Source organism: Enterococcus sp. AMC1623, from assembly GCF_058216495.1.
Genome location: NZ_CM177096.1, coordinates 2,740,843 through 2,762,845, shown reverse-complemented (window position 1 = coordinate 2,762,845; position 22,003 = coordinate 2,740,843). Strand labels below are relative to the sequence as shown.

Genomic DNA, 22,003 nt, shown 5'->3' with positions numbered 1-22,003 from the left:
CCACTTATTCTACAGTAATAGTCATTTCTGGTGTCAAAGATAGCTTGCCTAAATTTTCGATTCCTGCAGGTAAGCTAACTTCACCTTTAATAACCATCTTTCCTGATGATACGTCTTCTGGCAGTTGCCAATAAACAGCAACTTTCACGTTTTCTTCTGGTACACTTTTTGACGTAATTATCCCAATCTCTTCAGGTAAAGACCATTCAGTTGATTTTTGATCTTTTTTAACCGTTTTGTCAACTAAATCTTCTGACGCAAAACCGATAAAGTTATCAACATCCACTGCTCCTGATGGTACTGGTTGTGGCGTAACAGTTGGTCCATGAACCTCTAGAACTGTCTCTCCCTTTTCATTTTCAGTAAATCTCATACGATCAATCGCAAAATCTCTGGGATCAGTGTTCCAAATTGATTCGTGTCGGTGATAGATCATGAACATTTCTTCGCCATCTGGTGACGTTGCCACTGCATGATGTCCTGCTCCAGGAACAAATGAATTAGATTGCATAATTGGATTTTGTTCATATTTTTCAAATGGTCCTAGTGGGTTAGTGCTTGTTGCATACCCTGCTCCATACATCGGGCTTTCAAAATGAGAACCTGAGTAAGTTAAATAATAGATACTATCTTTCTTTAACATATAAGGACCTTCATTAATACTAGCCATATCTAATTCCCATGGTTGTGAAGGAACTAAAATTTCTGTAAGTGTACTCTCATCAATTGACATCATATCATCATTTAATTTAGCACCCCAAATAACATTTCCCTCATTAAAACGAACAACGTACAAATAATATTGTCCATCATCATCTTTAAATGCATGTGCATCAATTTCATTGATATCTTCATGCATCGGACTGATTTTGGTTTGTTTAAAAGGCCCCAATGGTGAATCAGCAACTGCTACACAAAGATGCTCATTTGCTGTATAGTACATATAATATTTCCCATCACGCTCAATCATATCCGGTGCCCAGAAACCAGTTGTTCCCCAGTTATCTTTCCCCATACTCATTGCCATGCCTTTGTCTGTCCAATTAACCATATCTGTGGAAGTAAATACTTTGATTCCACCAACATTTCTACCGGCTGTAGTCGGATATAAATAATACGTTCCATCCACAAATAAAATATCTGGATCTGCTACTTCGGATAAGAGAGCATTAGTGTATGTAGCTCCCTCATGTTCTGATTCCTGATATGAAACAATTGACATTTTGTCAAAAATTGCTTGACTGACGTGATTATAAACACCGATTTGGCCATTAGAGTAATCTTCATTGATGATATCTATCTGAGGATAACTATCCTCTGTTTCATTTACAAAGCCTTGAATATGATTTCCTACTACTTTTATGGTTAATTTATAGACATTATCATATTCAAAATACATTTTCTTTGTAGCAATTTCAATCCAAGAATCTTCTTCAGTATTTGATTTACCTAGAACAACCTGTTGTTTTTCGACATCAATTCCAAAGTAGTAGCCATCATAACCATCGCCATTATCTTTAAGATTTTGGATACGAAACAACACTCCTGCTTCTGCATTAGTATTTTCTTTTTGTTTTTCTGACTTGCTGACTTTTACTTCTAAATCAAATTGAAAATCATCATATTCTTCTTTTTTCAAGATTGCTTTATTCTCAATGTCGTTCAACGTTATCACTCCTTCCTTTACAAATCCGTCATTATCCCCTTCACTCTGATAAAATGTCCAATTTTTAGAGTTAGTGATATTTGTATTTTTTCCTGACGAAACTAGAGTAGTCACTACGAAAAGAGCAATTCCAGCAGTTAATAAGAGACCGCCCCAAATTATAATTTTCTTCACATCCACCATCCTTTCTATACAAAATAGGATGTATCTTTGACTATATAACGATAAGACAAGCTGTATAGATAATTTCTCTGTTATTAAGTTATTAATCACCCTGAATGATTAACTTTTTTCCACATTCATTATTCAGAATAATCTACAGACACTTCTCCACTTTCTTACTCTACAGTACGAACATGAAATTGATCGTTAATTTCTTTAATTTTACTTAAATCACATTTAGGTTGGCGATTATAAGTCAACAAGCCATTAATCTCTTGCTCCACATCTGTGATTTGAGTATAACAATAACCCCAAAGCGCTTTAGAAGCGTACACAGCATGCATAATTCGACCATATTCAGATAGAAACTCTTCTTTTGACGTCGCTGAAGTATAGCCCCATCCTGGTTGTCCAGAAACATCAAAACCAATTCCTCCAAACTCAGTCAATAAGATTGGTTGTCCTTTATAAGAGAAACCATCCGCAAAAATTGGCCAAGCAGTTGATCGATTATGAAGTAATGCTTCTTTACTATGCAAACTTTCTTTAAAGTATTCATATTTTGCTTTCTCATTTTCTTGACCATGAGCATAGTTATGAATAGCGACGATATCAGTATCTGTTGCTGCCCATCCATCATTAGAAATAACTAAACGTGTTGTATCCAATGAATGAATGTAATGGAAAATCGCTTGAGAGAAATGTTGTTGTTGACGATCAAACGATATATTTGGAACGCCCCAGCTTTCATTAACTGGCACCCAAGTAATGATTGATGGGTGATTGTAGTCACGATTAATTGAATCTGTCCACTCAATCATCAAACGTTCAACTGCTTTATTTGTATAAACAGCTGGTGCTGCACACTCTCCCCACACAATGAAACCAAGTTTGTCTGCCCAGTATAAGAAACGTGGATCCTCCATCTTTTGATGTTTACGACAGCCATTAAAGCCCATTTCTTTTGATAGTTGAATATCTTTAATAAAGTCTTCATCAGAAGGCGCTGTTAATAATCCTGTTGGCCAATATCCTTGATCCAAAACTAGTTTTTGATAGTACGGCTTATTATTTAAAAAGATCATTCCGTCGATAGCATGTACTTTTCTCATACCAAAATAAGAAGCTACACTATCCTTACTTTGCTCTTCTTCTTTCAATTCTAACTTAAGGTCAAACAAATTAGGTGTTTCTGGTGTCCATGAATATCCTTCATGATGGTAGTTTTGCCTAAAGATATGATCTTGATATAATTCAACCTCAAAAATCACTTTATTAGCAGTCAAATTTACTTGTCCGCTTGCAATCAATTGATCTTTAAAATTAATAGTATAAGCCAATGCACTTTGATTAGTAAATTGACTAATTTCTGCTTCAATTTCGATCTTTCCTTCATCAAAATGTGGTGTCAGTTTAACATTTTGGATATGTTGTTCATTCACTACCTCACACCAAACTGTCTGCCAAATACCCGTAGAATTTGTATACCAGATACCTGCAGATTCATCTTCCCAAAATTGTTTTCCACGAGGAATTGTTTCATCACAATGGGAATCAAATGCTCGAACACTTACCTGTTGTTGTCCTGAAGGATTCAAAAATGGTGTAATGTCCATTTCAAAAGAAGTATGTCCACCAATATGGTGACAAACGTGTTGACCATTCAAATAGATATCTGACTCATAATCCACAGCCCCAAAATGAAGTAAGATACGTTCATTTTCTTTTGCTGAAACTTCAAAATCACGTTGATACCAAACAATATCATGTGGTGTTCTGTCTTCGATACCACTTTCTTTACTTTGATAAACATAAGGAACTACAATTGTTTGGTCATACGGTTCTGAAGTTGCAAACCAGCCTTCAGTCATTCCTTCATTTTTATCATCAAAAGCAAATTTCCATTGTCCATTTAAATTAATCCATTGTTTACGCTCAAATTGAGGTCTTGGGTATTCATTTCTTGCCATGTGCTTAACTCCTACTCTCTTATTCAGTTTACTTTCAAACTTTTATTTTTAGCTAATAAAATAATTGTAGCTGTCATTCCTATAGCAACACTTACAAAATCTAAAATAATATACGATAGAATTGATTCGAAGAGTAGAAAAAAGCCAACCTGCCAATGAACTTGATTATCTTTAATATAACGTTTACTTAACAATAAATTAATGATTCCAAGTGCCATCAAAAGACTTCCAAATCCTGTAATAATTAGCATATACCCACTAGGATATACTGCTGGCTTCAAGCCAAGCAGACCACTTCCACTTTGGAAAATTCCATAATAAATAATGGTAATCAATCCATCAATAATTTGCCAAATTCCCATGATTTTAATTAAAAGACGCTCTTGTTTTCTACTCAATCTTTATCAACCTTTCACGCCACCTGATAATGACATTGATTCTAAGAAATATTTTTGTGCAAATAAATAAATAATAAATGTTGGAATAATCGCAATCAAAGCACCTGCCATCAAGAGTGTTGGTTTCGATTGATACATTCCTTGTAATAATTGTAAGCCGGAAGTAATCGGCATTTTTTCGATATCGTTAAAAATAATAGATGGCCATAAGAAATCATTCCATGAACCAGTAAAGGTAAATAAAGTGATAACTGTTAAAATTGGTTTGATTAAAGGTAAAATAATTTTCCGGAAAATTATTAGTTCACTAGCACCATCTATTTGGGCTGCTTCATCATAATCTTTAGGAATATTGTCCATAAATTGTTTAACTAAAAAGATATTCATTGCTCCAGCTGCCCCTGGAACAATCATTGCCCAAGGCGTATTAACCCATCCAAGCATATCCACAATTTTGTAAAGCGGAATTAAGTTTACAACACCTGGAAACATCATCGTTGCCAATAAAAAAGTAAAAATTTTATCTCTACCTTTAAATTGCAAACGACTATAGGCAAAAGCAGATAAAGAAACAACAAATAACACTAATAAAGTATTCATTGTTGCAATAAACAATGAATTGAAGAACCAACGAACTAAAGGTGTACTTGTGTTATCCATCAATAGTTCTTGATAATTGGCTAATACCCAATCAATAGGTAATAAACGTGCACCTTCTCTTAATAACTCTGATTGTGACTTAAAGGATGTAAAGATACCATATAATAAGGGAACGATCCAAACTACGGCCATTACTAATAAGAAAACAGAAGCAACAATTTTTGATGTTTGTCTTTTTTTCATCGTTTTCCCTCCTAATTTTTCGTTCTCAAAAATTTAAATTGAATAGCTGATACAATCATGATGCAAATTCCTAAAACAATTGCCATTGCTGAAGCAATGCCTGCAATTGATTGTCCAGACCCAAATGCATTTTGTTGGATGTACATTAAAAGAACTCGAGTACCATCACTTGGACCGCCACCTGTTAGCATAAGTGGTTGTCCATATACATTAAATTGAGCAATTGTTGTCACTACCAGAGTGTACAAAATTTGTCCTTTTATAGACGGTAAAGTAATTTTAAAGAATTTTTGTAACGAAGAAGCACCATCAATATCTGCCGCTTCATAGTAATCTTGAGGAATTCCATTTAAAGCAGCCTGATAAATAATCATATTTCCTCCGATTGTCCACCAAATGGTTACTACAACTAGTGTAACCCAAGCATAAGGCATTGTACTTGTTAATGGGATAGAGGTACCCAACAACTTATTGACTGGTCCGTAAGTAACATTAAACATCAATGTCCAAATAATAACTACAGCAGAGATAGCAAATAAACTTGGCATATAAAAAAGAGATTGAAAAAATTTCCCTAATTTAGGCTTTGTATTCAAAGCTACGGCAATTAATAACGGGACCATGATACAAAATGGAACAACAAAAATAACAAATTTAAATGTATTTGTTAAACCAGTTCTTAGTTGTGTATAAAAAATAGAATCTTGATTAGTAAAAATTTCTTGATAGTTTGCCAATCCAACAAAATTAGGACTTGAAACAAGATCCCAATCTGTAAACGAAATATAGATTCCAAAAACAACAGGAATCAAAAAAAATATTGAAAAAATAACCAAGTGTGGCGCAATAAACAGCCATGGAAAAACTTTGCTTTGAGCTTGATTTCCTTTTTTCTTTTTTTGTGATAGAGACATGTATTCTCAATCCTTCCCATTTATATGAGAGAGGAGCTCTAAAAAACTTCCTCTCTCATGAGTAGATTTATTTATTAGAATTATCTTTTGCAACTTTATCTGCTACTTCTTTTTGCATAGATGGAGCAAAATCACTCACTTCTGCTTTACCAAAAATAACATCTAAAGCATGTGCATCCATATATTCAGACACATAACCATTATATTTATAGTCGAAGATTGTTAAAGTTTCTTGCATAGCTGGATCATTGATAAACATCGATTGTGGCATTTCTAAATATTCATCGTTGTTTAACAAATCAAGTGTTGCTGGATTTTGTCCTGCTTTTGCCCATTCTAGTGAGTTCGTTCGTACCCACTCTAAGAAATCCATAATTCCTTTGGTTTTTTCGTCTGAACGATTTTCGTTTTTGAACATTACAAATTGATGTGAAGAAGACCAGTTGACTGCTTTGCTTAAATCATCGGAAATTTGTGGTGCATTTGTCAATCCCCAATCAAATTGCGCTTCATTTACATCATTTCTCATCCAAATTCCTTCTGGATAAAACATTACTTTACCAGCTACAAACAATTGATAAGGATCTTCTCCATCTTTTGTAGTGATTCCGCTATCATATAGTTCTTTCCATAATGCAATAGAATCTTCCATCGCTGAATTATCAAGTGTTGGGTCGATTCCATCTGAACTTAATTCGCCACCATGTTGTTTATATAAAGAAAGAAGAATTGGTTTCATCCATGTAACACCCAAAGCTGAAACATCATCTTTTTGAGCTTTTTCTCCTGCTTCTTTAATTTCGTCATAAGTAATAATATTGTCATCAAGAGCATTAGGAGTATACTTTTCAACTAATTCCTTGTTGTAATAAGTACCTGATGTATGAATATCAAGTGGAACTGAATAACGTGATCCATCAAGATCTCCAATATTCCACGACTCTGGTACATAGTTTTCTGCTTTAATTTCTGGATAATCAGTCAAAGCATCATCGTACGCTTGTAGCATATCATTATCTTTGTATTGCTTGATTCGTTCAGCATGAATAATATTTAAGTCTGGTATATTTTTACCAGAGTTAACAACTGTAGGGATTTTAGTATACATATCCCCTTCTTTCATAGAAACATTTTTCACTTTAAATTCTGGATTGGTTTTATTATACTCATCAACCATCGCTTTGATATTTGATCCATCTGGTCCAGTAAAAGGATTCCAAAAAACAATTTCATTACTTCCGCCTTTTGATGAACCTGATGATTTTGAATCATCTGATGAATTCCCACATCCGGCAAGTATACTCACACATACTCCTACCATCAAAACAATACTTGCAAATTTTTTTACACGCATTTCCAGTCCCCCTATTATTACTTTTTAGTTAACGACAACATAATATATTTTTAACTAAATAGTAATTTGTTTTTTATTTATTAATTCCACATATAAATTAACACCCGGTGTAAGCGATGTCAATATTGTTTTGTAGCTAAAAAGCAAAAACAACTTTACAGTTAAACCTTTTTTCGTTATAATCCAATTGTGCCTTTTATATAAACTAAAAAGTTAACGGAGGTTTTGACATGGAACTTGATTTGAGTAAAGAATCTAGACTAGTTTTCCAAGCCTTAGCTAGTGAAACAAGATTAAAAATTATTCGGTTTCTCGGAAATCAAAAAAAAAGCATCGGGGACATTGCAGATTATTTAAAAATTAGTAAAGCAATTACCACTCGTCATATACAACAAATGGAAGATTGTGGACTCTTAGGTTCAGAACGCGGCATAAATGAACATAGAAATAAAAAAATAGTTTATCTAAAAGTCGATAATATTCATATTAAATTTCCCAAAAAAGTCTACTCAGAATTTCAATTGCATTCTACTGATTTAAAAATTGGTCACTTTACAGATTTTTCAGTTAAGCCAACTTGCGGATTAGCAACTGTAAAAGAGATTGTTGGAAAATCAGATGAACCAAAATATTTCTTAGATACAAATCGTGTGGATGCTGCCTTATTGTGGTTTAGTGAAGGTTTTGTAGAATACAAAATTCCTAATTTGCTTCGCGATAACGAAGTACCTGAGATGCTTGAAATCAGTTTTGAAATCGCTTCAGAATTTCCGATTTCAAATAATATTTGGCCTAGTGACATTTCAATTTTCATCAATGATATCAAAGTAGCTACATATACTGTACCAGGAAATTTTTCTGATACGCGCGGACGCTATACGCCAAGATGGTGGAACGATCATTTTAGTCAATACGGCTTGTTAAAACATATTCGTATTAATAAATTAGATACAGGCATCGATGGAGAAAAATACTCCACCGTTACGATTGACAGTCTAAAATTACACGATCATCCTTTAATGAAATTACGTTTTGAAATTGAAGAAGATGCAAAAAACAAGGGTGGTCTTACTTTATTCGGTCAAGGATTTGGTAATCATGATCAAAATATTTTAATTAATACCTACTATTCAAGCTAAACGGACAAACAAACTTTATTTGCTAACACAAAACAATTGATTTCTTCACTTAACCGTGTATCCTTCTAACTATAAAAAGGATACACGGTTAAGTTGAGCTTTTATTTATGGATTTGAGTCAGCATCTTGGATACATTTTAGTAGAGATAGTTAAGCCATTTTTCTACCTCAATCGCTTTATACTGACTGCCTAAACCAACATGTAGAATCATCCCTTCAGGAATGTTACAACGTTGTTTTGTTTGATTGGCTCTATTTTTTTACTTTTCAAACCAATCATAGGAATTGTCATTCCTTTTTTAGCATATAATTCCATCAATGAAGGACACCTAGATTGGAAAACAACTATTAGTTCTTCTCCACCAAAAAAAGCAGAGATGGATTTATGAGGCAATAGTTCAGAAAGTATAGGAATGAGCGCTTCTGTCTTCTCATATATGGTATCCTCTGAATCTTTATTTGACTGAACTTTTTTTGCACCATTTTTAAAATCCATTTATCGCCATATTTCAGGCATTTAGTTTTCCATTTTCTCCTATCTATAATTGAATGCTCCTCGTACAAATACCAACAATACATTCTCTCTTACGTTGGCAAAAATAAAAAGAACCCTTTTACGAGTTCTAAAAATTTCTTTTGTTTCCGTAATCAACTCTTCAAACAAATAGTTCTCTAAAATATCAGTCACAACACTTTCAACTATTACAGTATTTTTATGTTGAATTTCATAAAGTGTTTGACGTAAAACAAATTTAATCGTTGCTTCAACTATCTACCAATCAACACTCCCATTGATATTTTTTCAAATCCACATACCCTGTGTCTTTCAAAAAAACACCTTCATTATGTAGTAACTCGGCTTGTTCAGTCCATCCTGGAACCAATCGGCCGGCATGATTCACTACCCGATGGCAAGGGTATTTCCCATAATATTCAGCCATGCTAAGGACTCTGCCGACAAGTCTGGCATTTTTGTCTCTACCAATCAAACTAGCTATTTGCCCGTATGTAGCAACACAGCCCTTGGGTATTTCTTCTACAGCAGAAAGAACTTCATAAATTAAGTCTTCATTTAAGACACTCTTCATAGATATGCCCCCTTTTAGTGTACTAAGAATCTGTTTGACATTTATTGTAAACTTTTATATTATCTATGCGACCTAACACATACAACAATGGATAGGATTCTAATTTATAAAGATAATAGAAACCTATCCATTTTTTAATATACACTCTCATTTAATTCTTTCTATATTTTTTTACAACTCATCATATTTTGAATTACTTCCAAAGCTTTTATTTACTGGATACTTTTGATTATTCTTCTCTAATTTTTTAGCAATGATATCATCTAAATCCATATTTAAATTATCTGCTAGCATGTACGAATAAATTAAGACATCTGCTAATTCCTCTTCGATTCGTTCTCTTTTACTATCTATGACCTCTTCTGATGATTTCCATTGAAAAAGCTCTAATAATTCGGAGGCTTCCAGTGAAATAGAAATCGCTAAGTCTTTTTCATTATGAAATTGACGCCAATTACGGTCATCGCGAAATTGATTAATTTTCTTCAAACTTGATTCTTTCATATTTTTCCGGCTCCATTCTTTGCTTCCATTAACTTTGCCTGTAACGCTTCATCTACCGCATACAAATACAAACCGTTTACTCCTCTCGTTAATAGGACGTTCAATTCATTTTTAAGTAATGTATCGGATAAATAAATTTTTTCATCTTTTAGCGTTCTTTGTTGTGTTGCCTTTTTATTCTTGCTTGCGGAACGATCAAAAACAATTTTTCCATCACGATACTTAACAGATGGTCCAATGATGACACCTGCATAATTCAAATCAAAACCTTGAATGGTGAATGTAGAACCTACCTCACCAATAGTCTGTTCTTGCTCTGCCCAAGCTAGTTTTCTATTTTTTCGTTTTAATTTCTTAGATGGTGGTAATTGCAAATTCCATGGTAACGAAAAATCACCAATCGAAACATCCCAATAATCTCTATCATTAGGCTTTTTCTTATCGATATATTCCCAATCAAACGTCGCTAACATACGTGAAATACCGAAACTTTGATTCTTTGCTTTTCTTTTAATTGCTTGAAACATTTTTTCTGGAGAATCAAATACTCTTAGTTCATAATTTTCATCTTCTGGAATATTTTTTATCTCTTGTTGGTCTATTAAATGACGAATCCAATCCACAGTTTGTTCATTCCCATTTATTCGCATTTGATTTTCTAAATGTATATAGTTACCATAAAGATTCGCTTGATTCACAATATAGCCCAATTCCTCTTCAGCCCAATACTGTTCTCTTGAAAGAACTTGATTATTGTCAAAAACAGCTACTACAACTTTGGCACGTGCTAACAAATCGTTTAATTGATTTTGACCTCGATAAGACTGTTTTCCTTGTGTCCAAAGTAAATGTGCTTCATCAACAATAATAACATCTGCTTTTTCTTCTTCAGAATACTTATTAATAAACGAGGTCGGTTTGCCAACTTTATTTGATTGTTTTGATGAAATACCTAATTTTTCAGCTATTTGCTGATAAACTTTTAATTGTTGTTCATGATTAACAAGCAAATACTGTGAACTGCCTTTTAAGATAAGATTGTCACTCTTTTCATCAGCTAACTGAAACAAATCATAAAATAAGCTACTCATTAATACCGTCTTACCTGAACCTGCTTCTCCCCCAACTAATATTAATTGTCCAGTTCTGTTACGATTCAATGCTTCTTCAATTTTTAAAATGATTTGATCTTTAGCTTCAAATTGTTCTTTAGATAATTTATGAAAAGGAGAAGCTTTAAATAAAGCAGAATCTTGGATTACACGTTCTAGAGGAAAAAGCTCTTTATTATTTTGCTGCAATTTCCGCCAAATTTTCGAGAAAATTTCTTCCATTTTATCAGAAGAAAAATATTCTTGTTGCTGGTTTGTTCTACGATTGTGTATATATTGTACAGCGTCTACACTTGATAAATATTGCATTAGTTTGTTTTCAATATCTAAGGTCAAAGATTTATTAAAATGATCATGTCCAATAACAAACATCCTTGCAATTTTGGAAGAAGCAAATTTTTGCCAATCCTCTCTTGTCTGTAAATCATTTGATAGATGTTCCAACGTTCGACGTTTAATGTTGGTCGTTTCTCCTATGTAGATAGAGTAATTATTTTTTTGTTCTAGATCATTTACAATATACACAGTTGGATAACGCAAAAGGTATTTTTCATGCTCTTCATTTAAAATTTTTGTTTCTAAATTCAATATTTCATCTTTTGTATATTCAAAATCATAGATAATCGGTGAAGATACACTTTTCAAGAGACCACTTCCTTTCCCAAACTTGATTAATTTAATCATACACTTGTACAGACTCAGTTTAAAGTGCATAATAAAAAAACTCTAGAAACCTTTGAATTTAAGGATTTCTAGAGTTTTTTTCTAGCATTATGAATCATACAGCCTATCGTTAATTTATCTCTCGATTATACAAAATACCTTCATCAGATAAATCGATAATTTTTAGGCGTTCTGTTCGTTTGACAAATATGCTTTTATAACGTTTTTGTCCAGTATCTGTTGAAAAAAAGAGTACTCTTTTATTGGGATTATCTGTTTCTATGTTTAGTTGTAAATCTGATACGTCTATTGTTTTCTCTATGATGGGTGCTTCTTCAAACTCTTCTAGGGCATTTTGTTGTGATGAGGTTGAAGATTCAGTAGTTGCGGTAGATTCTTCAATAAGGGAAGTTGCTTCAATATTTGTTGAAGCTGTTGTTTCTACAGATTGCGCATCTTCTGAAACTTCGGAACGTTGACACCCCGCCAAAATTAATAATGTAGCAAAGCCAAATACAACTATTCTTATTTTTTTCATTTATTCTCCTCCTCTTTCTTTTCTAGGCTAACATATTCATTGAGGCTCTCCAATGTTTTCCTTTTAGAATGAGAATTTCGTAAAAAAGTTATGAATAGCTTTCGCCCTTTAATTATTTTTTAAGTCTGATTAGGTAATGTTTGGATATGTTTTTTGATTTTCTTAATTGCCCAATCGTAATGACTAGAAGTTACCGAAACGCAATAGCTACCTAGAGAAGTATTACCTGTCCATTTTAAAGCTTCTTTAGCAAACAATTCGTCATTTGAAAAAGAGTGTATTACTTTCATGATATCTACGTGGCTTTGTTCAAGTAGTTCTTTTGCATGATGGTAAGAAGTCTGTTGATGTTTCTCCAAAAATTCAATATTCATCTTCGGATATGTTCGCCAATTATAAGGCTCAGGTAAAAATGATACGCCTTGTCCTTGTTTATTATTCGCCACCCAGTTGAGGAGCAGTTGGTGCCATTCATACAAATGAATCAGAACATCTCGCAAATTTTTATCACGTTGCCAATGCGTTGCTTGTTGTTTTTCTAAAAATGCCTTATCAAAGTTGAATGTTCGCTCCAATTCTAGCTCTGTCATAGAATGTAGTAATTTTTCTAATTCAGAAAATTTCTGATTAGATCCTGTTACTAAATCAACTTTAGTTGTTGGTCTACTCATCTTAGCACTCTCTTTCATTGAATTTTTTGGCTAATCAATGCCAATGATTAAGCTTGGGTAATGATTCATCCAACCATGCCTGCACATCTGCCTCCTCTAAATGATAGTGAGTTGCCATAGTTGGTACTAGAAAATCCATTAAATTCTGCATGGAATCGTAGACAAATTCTCCCTTGCTGTAACACCATTTACAATATTCCTCATTAAAATAACCGTCAGCGTCTTTTCCAATAATAGCGTCTTCATATAAAGGCATGCCACAACACTGACAAATCAACTTTCTTGGAGACCCCAGCAATGTATTAATCGAAACATCAAATTCCTTTGAAATAATTTTTAATGTTTCAGTATTTGGCACGGTCTCTCCAGTTTCCCAACGGCTAACCGCTTGACGCGTAATCATTAAACGGTCTGCCATTTCTTTTTGCGATAGATTATGCTGTGTTCGTATTTTAAGTAAAATTTCTTTAATTTCCATCATATCGTCTCCACGTATTGGTTATTAATAGTATTGTATAGCAAATCTGCTAAACATAAAAGCAACTGGAAATTGCTTTAAATTTCAATATGCCATCTCATATATCCCGCAATATTTAACTCGTTCTACTTTCGTAAATACTCTAATCACTTCTGCATGTGTCACGCAAGCAATGCACGTATACCCTGCATTTTTATAGTGCTGAAAGACGCTGGCAACACGTTGGTAGACTTCTTCTTTGGTTTCAAATTCTAAATCAGACGTCTTTGTTCCCTTTAAATAATCGTGATAAGCTACTTTCATTTGCTCTGGATTTTCAAATTTATAACCGGTTTTATCAGGTAACCATTCATGGAGTAATAATTCCACGCAGACGGGAATTTCTTTGAATCGAGTGATTTCTAGTGCGGTTTGCATAGTCCTTGTATATGGTGAAACTAATAAAAGTTCACTCTCATCAAAAATGGCATGATTAGCAATCGCTTGTGCTTGCTGTATGCCGTCGCTAGTTAATCGAGATAAATCCCGTCCAAATCCTTTATATTTTGCCTCGGTAACTTGCCCATAATCTGGTTCGCCATGGCGAATTAAATATATTTTCATGACACTCACTCCCTTTAACTAGTATACCAAACTTCACTTCTCAATTTACCTAGTCATTCTTCTAGCATCGTGTTACTCTAAAAGAAAAAAGGAGGTTTTTCTTTTGAAAATTATTATGGCAAGCGATCATGCAGGTGTTGATTTAAAATTGGAAATTATTGATTTATTGAAAAACATGGGACATGAGGTTGAAGATATGGGTCCATATACGAAAGAGGCAGCAGATTTATCTGATTATGTGTATCCTGCAGCATTAGCTGTGGCGGAAGGGAAAGGCGAACGTGGCATTTTTGTTGATGGGGTAGGTTATGGTAGTGCCTTAATCGCCAATCGGATTTATGGTATTGATGCGGTTGTATGCCAAGATCCGTTTTGTGCGCAGTTAGCACGTGAACATACGGATAGTAATGTCCTTTGTTTGGGTGGAAAAATTATCGGTTCAGCAATTGCGTTAGAAATCGTTCGTGTCTGGATGACAACGGACTTCCTCACAGAAGAAAAATATATTCGTCGTGTAAATAAAGTGAAAGAAATCTCTGAAAGACACTTAAAACCTTTAGATGAATGCAATTAAAAAATAAGCAGAAAAACGTGACGTTTTTCTGCTTATTTTTTTAGTTAATTTCTTTATATTCAGCTTCCAATGCGCGTTTGACAGCTGGACGTTTAGCAATTTTATCTGCCCAAGCTTTCAGATGAGTGTATTCTTCAGCCTGTAAAAATTCAGCTGCATCGCCATATAGTTCGCCTTGAACTAAACGACCATACCAAGGCCAAATTGCCATATCAGCGATGGTGTATTCATCGCCATTAATATAGGCATTATCTGCCAAGTGTTTATCTAATAAATCTAGTTGACGTTTCGTTTCCATCGTATAACGGTCAATCGGATACTCTTGTGGGAAAGGCGCATAATGATAGAAGTGACCAAAACCACCGCCAACAAATGGAGCTGCACCCGTTTGCCAAAACAGCCAGTTCATTAATTCTGTTCTTTCAGCAAGTGTAGTTGGCATAAATTTGCCAAATTTTTCTGCTAAGTATAACAAAATAGACACCGATTCAAAGACACGAATGGGTTCATTCTCTGAATAATCCATCATCGCTGGAATTTTAGAGTTAGGATTAATTTTGACAAAATCGCTGCCGAATTGATCGCCTGCGCCAATGTTAATTTTATACAAATCGTATTGTGCACCTGCCACATCGGCTTCTTTTAATTCCTCTAATAAAATTGTGACTTTCATCCCATTAGGTGTTCCTAATGAATAAACTTGCAACGGTTTATCTCCGACTGGAAGTTTTTGTTCAAAACGGCTCCCTGCTACTGGTTGGTTACCAGACACGCTTTTTTCTTCTTGATTCCATTCCCAAACTTTCGGGATTTGATATTCTGACATAGTAATTCCTCCTTTTATCTACTTATTATAGTATAGCGATTTATAATTTTTAAGACAAGAAATCGCTTTACAAATTTCGCCAATCATACGGCAATAGCTCTTTCAACAAAACCACCTTGTTATCGCCCACCATTACTTCTGTATCTAGATTGTTTTCACTAATTTGACTCAAAAATTCACGATAACGACCACATGGAGATAAAATATCCCCTTGATGATTGACCGCAATCAGTTTTTTTATATGGTTTTCTCCAGCCAACAACATTGAGGCAACTGCCGCATGTTCTGCACAAAATCCCATCGAACATGCGGTATCGATACAGATTCCCACATACACATTGCCTGTGTCGGTTAATAACGCAGCTCCTACTGTGCCGCATTGAGCAGTTTCCGATAATTTTCTAGGATTCGTCGCTTTTTTTGCTTGTAAATAAAGTTCTGCAAACTCCAATGTTATTCCTCCAGTCAATTCATTTGCTGCCTGATTTTATCAGGAATCATCACTAATTCAGTGGTCAATTTTACTGGTTTAAACACCGGATCAATACAGGCTCTCCAATATTCTAAATGTTTTTGATCAATCCAATGTGTGGACGCTTCCACTTCTTGTCCCCCTTCGCCTTGTATTGAATACCAATAAAGAAATTTTTGTCCATTCAGCACTTCTCTAAAAATTGTTTCGACGTACATTTTTTCATTTTCTAAAGTAAGTAAGACTTCTATTGAGAAAGGCTAACCATTCATCTACTTGCTTCGTCTGTCCATCGAGAACTTTAAAGCGCATAATTTCTACGTTCATTCGGAATACCTTCTTTCTAATCAAAAACTGTTTTCTTTATACTAAATGTTAAAGGAGTGATGGCATGATTCATCATATTGAATTATATGTTCGTGATTTAGCTGAAACCAAAGAATTTTATGATTTTTTATTATCTGAATTGAATTATTCTATTTATCAGCAATGGGATAATGGCATTAGCTATAAATTTGAAGATACTTATATTGTTTTTGTACAAGTAACAGCAACTTATAAGAATAATGGCTATCATAGAAAAAATATCGGTTTAAACCATTTAGCTTTTCAAGTAAATAGCACGTCTCAAGTCAATCATTTACGAAAAAAATTGCTTGCGCGAGGTACCCAGGAACTTTATGCTGAGCTATATCCTTTTGCTGGTGGCCCTACGCATTATGCGTTTTACTTTGAAGATCCCGACCGGCTTAAACTTGAAATTGTCGCAGAACCAAAGTGATTAGGATTCATCCATTCGTTTTCGCTTAATTTGAATTTGAACCCAAGAATCAAAGGAACTTTCGGGAAGTTGATACGTATACCTAAATGTCCTTTTGTGAAAGAGATTTAGATGGGTTTGTAACCAGTATAAAAATTTGTCGTGAAGAAGATTTAATAGTAATTTTTCTTTCCAACCAAGAAATTATTCCTGTCACAACTATCACTGAAAAAATAGTTGAACATGTATTTGGAAAAGTATTTTATTAAGAGTGGTTAATAGATATCACTTTTATGACTCTATGAATTCGAAAAAAATGGATTTGGAAGTAACTGTAGTAGGTGAACAATTGTTTTTGTGTTGCACTAAACGATACGACATTCAATATAAATTCAGGTTAAATTGTTTTTATGATGAACATATGAATATTGTTTTGAAATCTGAAAAAATAAATAAAAAACCAACATATATGATGTTGAATGGTGAGAAGTTCATCTTAAATCCATATTAGTAATAAGCCGATACAAAATAACTTCAACCAAATAAAAACAATGTTTTTCATCAGTCCTACAACATGGTGTTAGTATCAAATCTTAGATAACTTTTCGTAGAGACAGAACTAATTCAAATATTAGTTGATGATTTTTGAACGAACTATTCTTCAATATAGAAAACAATGGTAAAATTCTTAGCGACAAGGAAACAATATCTGACCTTAAAAATCAACTTATAGATAAAAATTTGGTTCAGTTTCCAACTAGTGTAGAAATGGCAAAAGATATTTATTTATATTCAGATGATGCAAATGGAGTCGCTATATACTTGACTTTTATTCACGATGAGGACGGCAATTGTTTTATATTTGACCAAACAACAGATAATACTTGGCTTATCGATCATAAATTTATTGAAAAAATATAAAGAAATGGGGAAAAATAAATGAAAAAGATTAAATTTGGTTTAGGTGTCATTTTAGCTATAGGATGTGCGAATATCATATCCCCTATAACTAATGTTTTAGGGGATGAGAGTAATATAAACGATGAAGAGGTTAAAGTTTTTGCACAAATTGAATTTACTAATGATGAAATGATACTATATAAGGAAAGTATGATTGCAGCTTTTGAAGAGACAAAAGAAGACTTGGAACAGAATTTAGCTACACAGGAAGATGAATTAAAAGAGGAAATTTTACAAGAGGAGTTATATGATTTAAATAAATTAGATGTTGAATCTATTTTCACTTATGATATTGAGCAGGATAAATATATTATAGAAGTTCCTATTAAGAATACTGAAATGATTATAAATGACGAGCCAGTATCAATCAATCAACAAGGAAATCTAGATACTAGTAATCTAACATCAGATGATCTACTTGATATAAGTACAAAGGCGAATCTATCTAGTAACGAAACTACTGTTGAATTTGATAATGATGTATATATAAAACAGAGTTTTGAAACATTTGCCGAAGGTATACAGTCCATGGAAGATAATATGTCAGAAACACAAGGGCAAGCACAGCAGGTTTTTTATGCAAAAAAAGCGGTAGGTGAATATTTAGGTAACGGCGCAGGTAGAAGTAAAGTCTTTTTTAATACAAATATAGTCGGATGTAACAAGCACGATAAGAATACAAACTCCATAAATACTGCGCAATTTGCTATTCAAAATTCAGACTACTCTAAGTCTGTTAAATTAGGCTTAGCTTAGCTTTCTAATACTTTACTATCTTCATACAAAATGAGTGCTAACTGTGTATCTGAAGCTGTATTCAGCGCTGACGGAAAAGGGAATGCATACTGTGATGGTAAAAAGAAAAGCGGGAAAGTAACTTGTTCATGGTTTAACGGAATAAAACATAGTGAAAGTTTTCATACACATAAATAATTCATTTAAAGGAGTAATCATGAAAAAATTTATCTTTGCCCTGATCGGCGGGGCTGTTGTATGTACAATAGCTTTTTATGCATATAGTAATTATATTAATACAAATATGATAATTAGTAGTTACTCTAACGAAAAAATTCAATTTAATCATGCTGACTATTATCCTGTTATAAATGCAGACAATATAAAAAAAGGTGATTTTTTGGGGTATATGCCAAATAGTGAAGGTCGTGTAACTTTTTTTAGTACAAAAGAAAAATTATACGAATTGGATATTAGGGATAAAAGTGATTACATTATCTACAAAAGTTCTTCGGTTATGGAAAAAATAGAAATCTTGTATGTTTCAAATAATGTCAGAGAAATACCGATAAAATTTTTTAATAGTTTACCTATAGATAATAAAACCGATATTAGCTATGCTGATCGTAAATATCATCAGTACTTGGAAGTAGATAAAGAAATTATTAATGGCTTGATTAGTATAGATGAAGATGCCGAGTTTAAATTCTATGGTTTAAAAATGTACCATCAAATCAATGGTTGATTGCGCAAAAAAAAGATTCAAAATCTTATTATGCCTTCTTTTCAGATTTTAAGGTGTTGGAAACAATTCCTAGCGATATATATATCTTTAGTATTTAGATTTTGCAATTCTGTTAAAAAATTTGAACATGAATAGGGCTTCTATACTATGATTACGGACAAGTTGTTCGCTATAATCCAGTGTAGGGGCCTTATTTAGTTGCACAAAATAACTGAAACTAAAATAGATATTCGGTTTTCAATCGCTATTTCCTGCATAGATGTTCCGTTGAGACCATATCTCAACGGTTTTTATTGAAGCTAAAGTAAAATCTCACTATGGTATAATCTTTTTGCGATTGATACGTATCAATCAACGAAACTGCTTCATCAAAAACCATGTCTGGTGTCTTACCGGCAATATCAATCACACGTTCATTGGGTAATAAAGCACGCTGCATAATTTTCTCAGTTCCACGTATCAAAGTTTCTAAATGTGTTAATCCTGGTGGTTCACGATGCAGCATTTGTTGCTTATTTTGTTCAAAATCGCTCGAAATTAATTTCAAACAAATAAACGCCTTTCCTTTAAAACACCTGGGGATTTCTCGTGCACGAAGATCGTCATAGTCTAGGATAATAATATGTTTAAACCCTAAATCATGAAATTGTTCCACCATTGCTAACATTGCTTCCCAACAAACTTGTTCTTCCAACAATGCAGCTTCATCGGCATCTTTCAAATAATTGTAGAAATCGGGAATCATATGTTGTTCAATGTATACGCCTTGATAATGTTGATGTAGTTTTTTGGCAAGGGTTGTCTTCCCCACACCAGTTGGACCATTAATAAAAATAAATTCTTGCATGTCACTCCTCCTCGCAAATTCTCTCTACTAAAATAGTACCCTAGATAACTAGAATTGCAATGACATAAAAAAGAAAAGTAGCTTACGTCCATTCTAGGATGTAGGCTACTTGTCGTACAAATGCTATTTTCTCAGTCGGTTATAATTCTCTAAATATAGCTAAGACATGGCTTACTCTAGTGGTTCTAACTACTTTTCAACTTATGCTATTAGCTATATCCGTGAAAATCACTCCTAAAGCAAAGGCGCCTGCATCAGGATATCCGATACTTCGCTCCCCTACCGTACCTGCTCGCCCCATTTTTGCAGAAAACTCTGCTGTTTTTGCTGCTCCTGCTACTGCACTGTCCGCTCCTTTTTTAAAAGCTTCCTTGAATGAAAGATTTTCTTTGGCAGAAACTAGCCAACTGTCTGCGCAAGGAGACAAGGCATCAATCAATGTTTTATCTCCTACGACTGCTCCGCGACCAAAAGAACGTTCTCCAGTATCTTGGATTGCTTTGACAACTGCATGAAGCATCTCTGCCACATCAGTTATAGAGAGTTCAGATTTTGCTACTGTACTTTTACTAGCTGCTCTGAAAGCCGAACCCCATATAGGACCAGACGCACCTCCACAATGCTCCATAATAATAAGGGAACATTCATCAAGAAATTCACTAATACCAAGATTTTCTTTCAACAAGATTTCCTGCCATTGGTCTTTCAATACACGAAATCCTTTGGCAACACTCATCCCAAAATCGCCATCTCCCGCATGCGCATCCAGTTCACAAAATGGAATTTCATTCTTGATAATTGATTCTGCCATTTTGTCTACGATAAAAATGATGTTGTCTACTGTCATCGAATGACCAATCTTTCCTGCAGTCAATGGGGTTTCCAGTTGATAATTTCCCTGAAGTTGCTTTTGCTGATTTTTCAAAGGTACATACATTGAAGGAAACGTTGAAGGAATAACAGTGAACCCTGGAGCATAGGAAGGTTCATTCAACAGTGCCTCCAGTTCATTTGTCAGTGTCAAAAGTGTAACCGAAGCTCCTGCCATATCGATACTGGTCATATAATTACCAACAAAGGTTTTTTGTACCTTGATCCCTTTTTGGTGTAGTCTTTCGGCAAGACTATGATTCAAAATATACAACTCCATTAGTGGCGTAGCACCAAAACCATTAATCATCACAGCAATTTTTTTTGTTGTTTCCTGTTCAGGTAACTGTTGGAGCAAAGCTACCAACAGTTTGTCAGCCAATTGTTCGGCAGTAACTGATTTAATTCGTTCGATTCCCGGTTCACCATGGATACCCACACCAAATTCTAGTTCATCTTCTGCCAACTTAAAGGTCGGTGTCCCTTTTGAAGGAACAGTACAGGAAGTCAAAGCCACACCTATACTTTTTACATTATCTACTACTAGCTGCGCCAGCATTTTTAATTCTCCCAATTGTTTACCTGATTCTGCTGCCGCTCCGACGATTTTTTCGACTAAAACAGTTCCCGCCACTCCACGATTTCCAATAGTGTAAAGACTATCCTGTACCGCAATATCATCATCGATTTTCACATAATCCACTAAAATGCCGTCTTCTTGTGCCAAATGGATTGCATTCTTGAAATTCATCATATCCCCACTATAATTCTTGATCAAAACAAGAACACCCTTGTCTGAGGCGACACGTCGAATAGCTTGATAAACTTGTACTTGAGAAGGAGAAGCAAAAATATCTCCACAAACGGCAGCATCCAACATACCAAAACCAACAAAACCTGCATGGGCTGGCTCATGCCCGGAACCGCCCCCCGAAATGATTGCCACCTTGTTTGGATTTCGATCTTTGCGATAAACAATCTTATATTTTTCATCCCAAGCCAACTCCGGATGAGCCAATACCAGACCATGACACATTTCCAAAACAATGTCATTGACGTTGTTGATGATTTTCTTCATTGTTCCACCTCTCTCATTTTTTAGTTATAGCTC

The 22,003-nt window shown here is 34.2% G+C and carries 24 protein-coding genes and 1 pseudogene; 6 read left to right on the top strand and 19 right to left on the bottom strand.

Translation table 11 applies throughout. The annotated features are described in order from the left end of the window. Positions 1 to 4: 4 nt before the first annotated feature. The 6 genes from AC4BC7_RS13430 to AC4BC7_RS13405 all read right to left on the bottom strand — a co-directional run bounded on the left by AC4BC7_RS13430 (position 5) and on the right by AC4BC7_RS13405 (position 7,307). Positions 5 to 1,840 carry a family 43 glycosylhydrolase gene (locus AC4BC7_RS13430; protein WP_490503089.1) on the bottom strand — a complete coding sequence of 612 codons (1,836 nt, stop codon included), beginning with the start codon at positions 1,838 to 1,840 and terminating at the stop codon, positions 5 to 7. A gap of 164 nt (positions 1,841 to 2,004) precedes the next feature. Then, entirely contained in the window at positions 2,005 to 3,798 is a 1,794-nt protein-coding gene (locus AC4BC7_RS13425; protein WP_207942243.1) for a glycoside hydrolase family 2 protein, read from the bottom strand. Positions 3,799 to 3,821: 23 nt separating this feature from the next. Next, positions 3,822 to 4,196 carry a hypothetical protein gene (locus AC4BC7_RS13420; RefSeq protein ID WP_207942244.1) on the bottom strand — a complete coding sequence of 125 codons (375 nt, stop codon included), beginning with the start codon at positions 4,194 to 4,196 and terminating at the stop codon, positions 3,822 to 3,824. 6 nt (positions 4,197 to 4,202) lie between these two features. After that, on the bottom strand, positions 4,203 to 5,039 hold the full coding sequence (locus tag AC4BC7_RS13415; protein ID WP_207942245.1) for a carbohydrate ABC transporter permease: 837 nt from the start codon (positions 5,037 to 5,039) through the stop codon (positions 4,203 to 4,205). A gap of 11 nt (positions 5,040 to 5,050) precedes the next feature. Next, the gene (locus tag AC4BC7_RS13410; RefSeq protein WP_207942246.1) at positions 5,051 to 5,953 is read right to left on the bottom strand and encodes a carbohydrate ABC transporter permease; all 903 of its coding nucleotides are present in this window, start codon (positions 5,951 to 5,953) and stop codon (positions 5,051 to 5,053) included. Between the two features lie 67 nt (positions 5,954 to 6,020). After that, positions 6,021 to 7,307: an extracellular solute-binding protein gene (locus AC4BC7_RS13405; protein WP_207942247.1), complete on the bottom strand. Its 1,287-nt coding sequence runs from the start codon at positions 7,305 to 7,307 to the stop codon at positions 6,021 to 6,023. 230 nt (positions 7,308 to 7,537) lie between these two features. On the opposite strand from AC4BC7_RS13405, the gene AC4BC7_RS13400 reads away from it, so the two are divergent. Next, the gene (locus AC4BC7_RS13400) at positions 7,538 to 8,446 is read left to right on the top strand and encodes an ArsR/SmtB family transcription factor (protein WP_207942248.1); all 909 of its coding nucleotides are present in this window, start codon (positions 7,538 to 7,540) and stop codon (positions 8,444 to 8,446) included. Positions 8,447 to 8,654: 208 nt separating this feature from the next. On the opposite strand, the gene AC4BC7_RS13395 is transcribed toward AC4BC7_RS13400, so the two are convergent. The 8 genes from AC4BC7_RS13395 to AC4BC7_RS13360 form a co-directional block, all read right to left on the bottom strand. Next, positions 8,655 to 8,942 (bottom strand): hypothetical protein, encoded by a 288-nt coding sequence (locus tag AC4BC7_RS13395; RefSeq protein ID WP_490503088.1) that lies wholly within the window; start codon positions 8,940 to 8,942, stop codon positions 8,655 to 8,657. A 283-nt stretch (positions 8,943 to 9,225) separates the two neighbouring features. Then, positions 9,226 to 9,534 carry an MGMT family protein gene (locus AC4BC7_RS13390; protein WP_207942250.1) on the bottom strand — a complete coding sequence of 103 codons (309 nt, stop codon included), beginning with the start codon at positions 9,532 to 9,534 and terminating at the stop codon, positions 9,226 to 9,228. 171 nt (positions 9,535 to 9,705) lie between these two features. After that, positions 9,706 to 10,038, bottom strand: coding sequence for a nucleotide pyrophosphohydrolase (locus AC4BC7_RS13385; protein WP_207942251.1), 333 nt, complete (start codon positions 10,036 to 10,038; stop codon positions 9,706 to 9,708). Beyond that, complete coding sequence (locus AC4BC7_RS13380; protein WP_490503087.1) at positions 10,035 to 11,834, bottom strand: DUF2075 domain-containing protein; 1,800 nt, start codon at positions 11,832 to 11,834, stop codon at positions 10,035 to 10,037. The genes AC4BC7_RS13385 and AC4BC7_RS13380 overlap by 4 nt, the downstream gene beginning before the upstream one ends. Positions 11,835 to 11,943: 109 nt before the next feature. Next, a complete protein-coding gene (locus AC4BC7_RS13375) occupies positions 11,944 to 12,351 on the bottom strand; it encodes a hypothetical protein (RefSeq protein ID WP_490503086.1) in 408 nt (135 codons plus the stop codon). A 119-nt stretch (positions 12,352 to 12,470) separates the two neighbouring features. Beyond that, positions 12,471 to 13,022: a ClbS/DfsB family four-helix bundle protein gene (locus tag AC4BC7_RS13370; protein WP_490503085.1), complete on the bottom strand. Its 552-nt coding sequence runs from the start codon at positions 13,020 to 13,022 to the stop codon at positions 12,471 to 12,473. A 34-nt stretch (positions 13,023 to 13,056) separates the two neighbouring features. After that, complete coding sequence (locus tag AC4BC7_RS13365) at positions 13,057 to 13,500, bottom strand: zinc ribbon domain-containing protein (protein WP_207942312.1); 444 nt, start codon at positions 13,498 to 13,500, stop codon at positions 13,057 to 13,059. 84 nt (positions 13,501 to 13,584) lie between these two features. After that, positions 13,585 to 14,103 (bottom strand): histidine phosphatase family protein, encoded by a 519-nt coding sequence (locus AC4BC7_RS13360; protein ID WP_207942255.1) that lies wholly within the window; start codon positions 14,101 to 14,103, stop codon positions 13,585 to 13,587. 103 nt (positions 14,104 to 14,206) lie between these two features. Between AC4BC7_RS13360 and AC4BC7_RS13355 the strand changes: the two genes are divergently transcribed. Further along, complete coding sequence (locus tag AC4BC7_RS13355; protein ID WP_207942256.1) at positions 14,207 to 14,677, top strand: RpiB/LacA/LacB family sugar-phosphate isomerase; 471 nt, start codon at positions 14,207 to 14,209, stop codon at positions 14,675 to 14,677. 40 nt (positions 14,678 to 14,717) lie between these two features. Here AC4BC7_RS13355 and yghU read toward each other — a convergent pair whose 3' ends face one another. The 3 genes and pseudogenes from yghU to AC4BC7_RS13340 form a co-directional block, all read right to left on the bottom strand. Then, complete coding sequence (yghU, locus tag AC4BC7_RS13350; RefSeq protein WP_490503084.1) at positions 14,718 to 15,503, bottom strand: glutathione-dependent disulfide-bond oxidoreductase; 786 nt, start codon at positions 15,501 to 15,503, stop codon at positions 14,718 to 14,720. A gap of 67 nt (positions 15,504 to 15,570) precedes the next feature. Continuing rightward, entirely contained in the window at positions 15,571 to 15,954 is a 384-nt protein-coding gene (locus AC4BC7_RS13345; protein ID WP_490503083.1) for a cytidine deaminase family protein, read from the bottom strand. 14 nt (positions 15,955 to 15,968) lie between these two features. Beyond that, positions 15,969 to 16,302 (bottom strand): annotated as a pseudogene (locus AC4BC7_RS13340) (DUF6176 family protein). A 64-nt stretch (positions 16,303 to 16,366) separates the two neighbouring features. On the opposite strand from AC4BC7_RS13340, the gene AC4BC7_RS13335 reads away from it, so the two are divergent. From AC4BC7_RS13335 to AC4BC7_RS13320, 4 genes are all read left to right on the top strand, one after another. Next, positions 16,367 to 16,756, top strand: a complete 390-nt coding sequence (locus AC4BC7_RS13335; protein WP_490503082.1) for a VOC family protein — start codon at positions 16,367 to 16,369, stop codon at positions 16,754 to 16,756. 624 nt (positions 16,757 to 17,380) lie between these two features. Then, on the top strand, positions 17,381 to 17,656 hold the full coding sequence (locus tag AC4BC7_RS13330; RefSeq protein ID WP_490503081.1) for a hypothetical protein: 276 nt from the start codon (positions 17,381 to 17,383) through the stop codon (positions 17,654 to 17,656). 18 nt (positions 17,657 to 17,674) lie between these two features. Continuing rightward, positions 17,675 to 18,451, top strand: a complete 777-nt coding sequence (locus AC4BC7_RS13325) for a hypothetical protein (RefSeq protein WP_490503080.1) — start codon at positions 17,675 to 17,677, stop codon at positions 18,449 to 18,451. 196 nt (positions 18,452 to 18,647) lie between these two features. After that, positions 18,648 to 19,175, top strand: a complete 528-nt coding sequence (locus AC4BC7_RS13320; RefSeq protein ID WP_490503079.1) for a hypothetical protein — start codon at positions 18,648 to 18,650, stop codon at positions 19,173 to 19,175. A gap of 280 nt (positions 19,176 to 19,455) precedes the next feature. Here AC4BC7_RS13320 and AC4BC7_RS13315 read toward each other — a convergent pair whose 3' ends face one another. After that, positions 19,456 to 20,022, bottom strand: coding sequence for an AAA family ATPase (locus AC4BC7_RS13315; protein WP_490503078.1), 567 nt, complete (start codon positions 20,020 to 20,022; stop codon positions 19,456 to 19,458). A 196-nt stretch (positions 20,023 to 20,218) separates the two neighbouring features. Beyond that, a complete protein-coding gene (dhaK, locus tag AC4BC7_RS13310; protein ID WP_490503077.1) occupies positions 20,219 to 21,970 on the bottom strand; it encodes a dihydroxyacetone kinase subunit DhaK in 1,752 nt (583 codons plus the stop codon). Positions 21,971 to 22,003 lie beyond the last annotated feature (33 nt).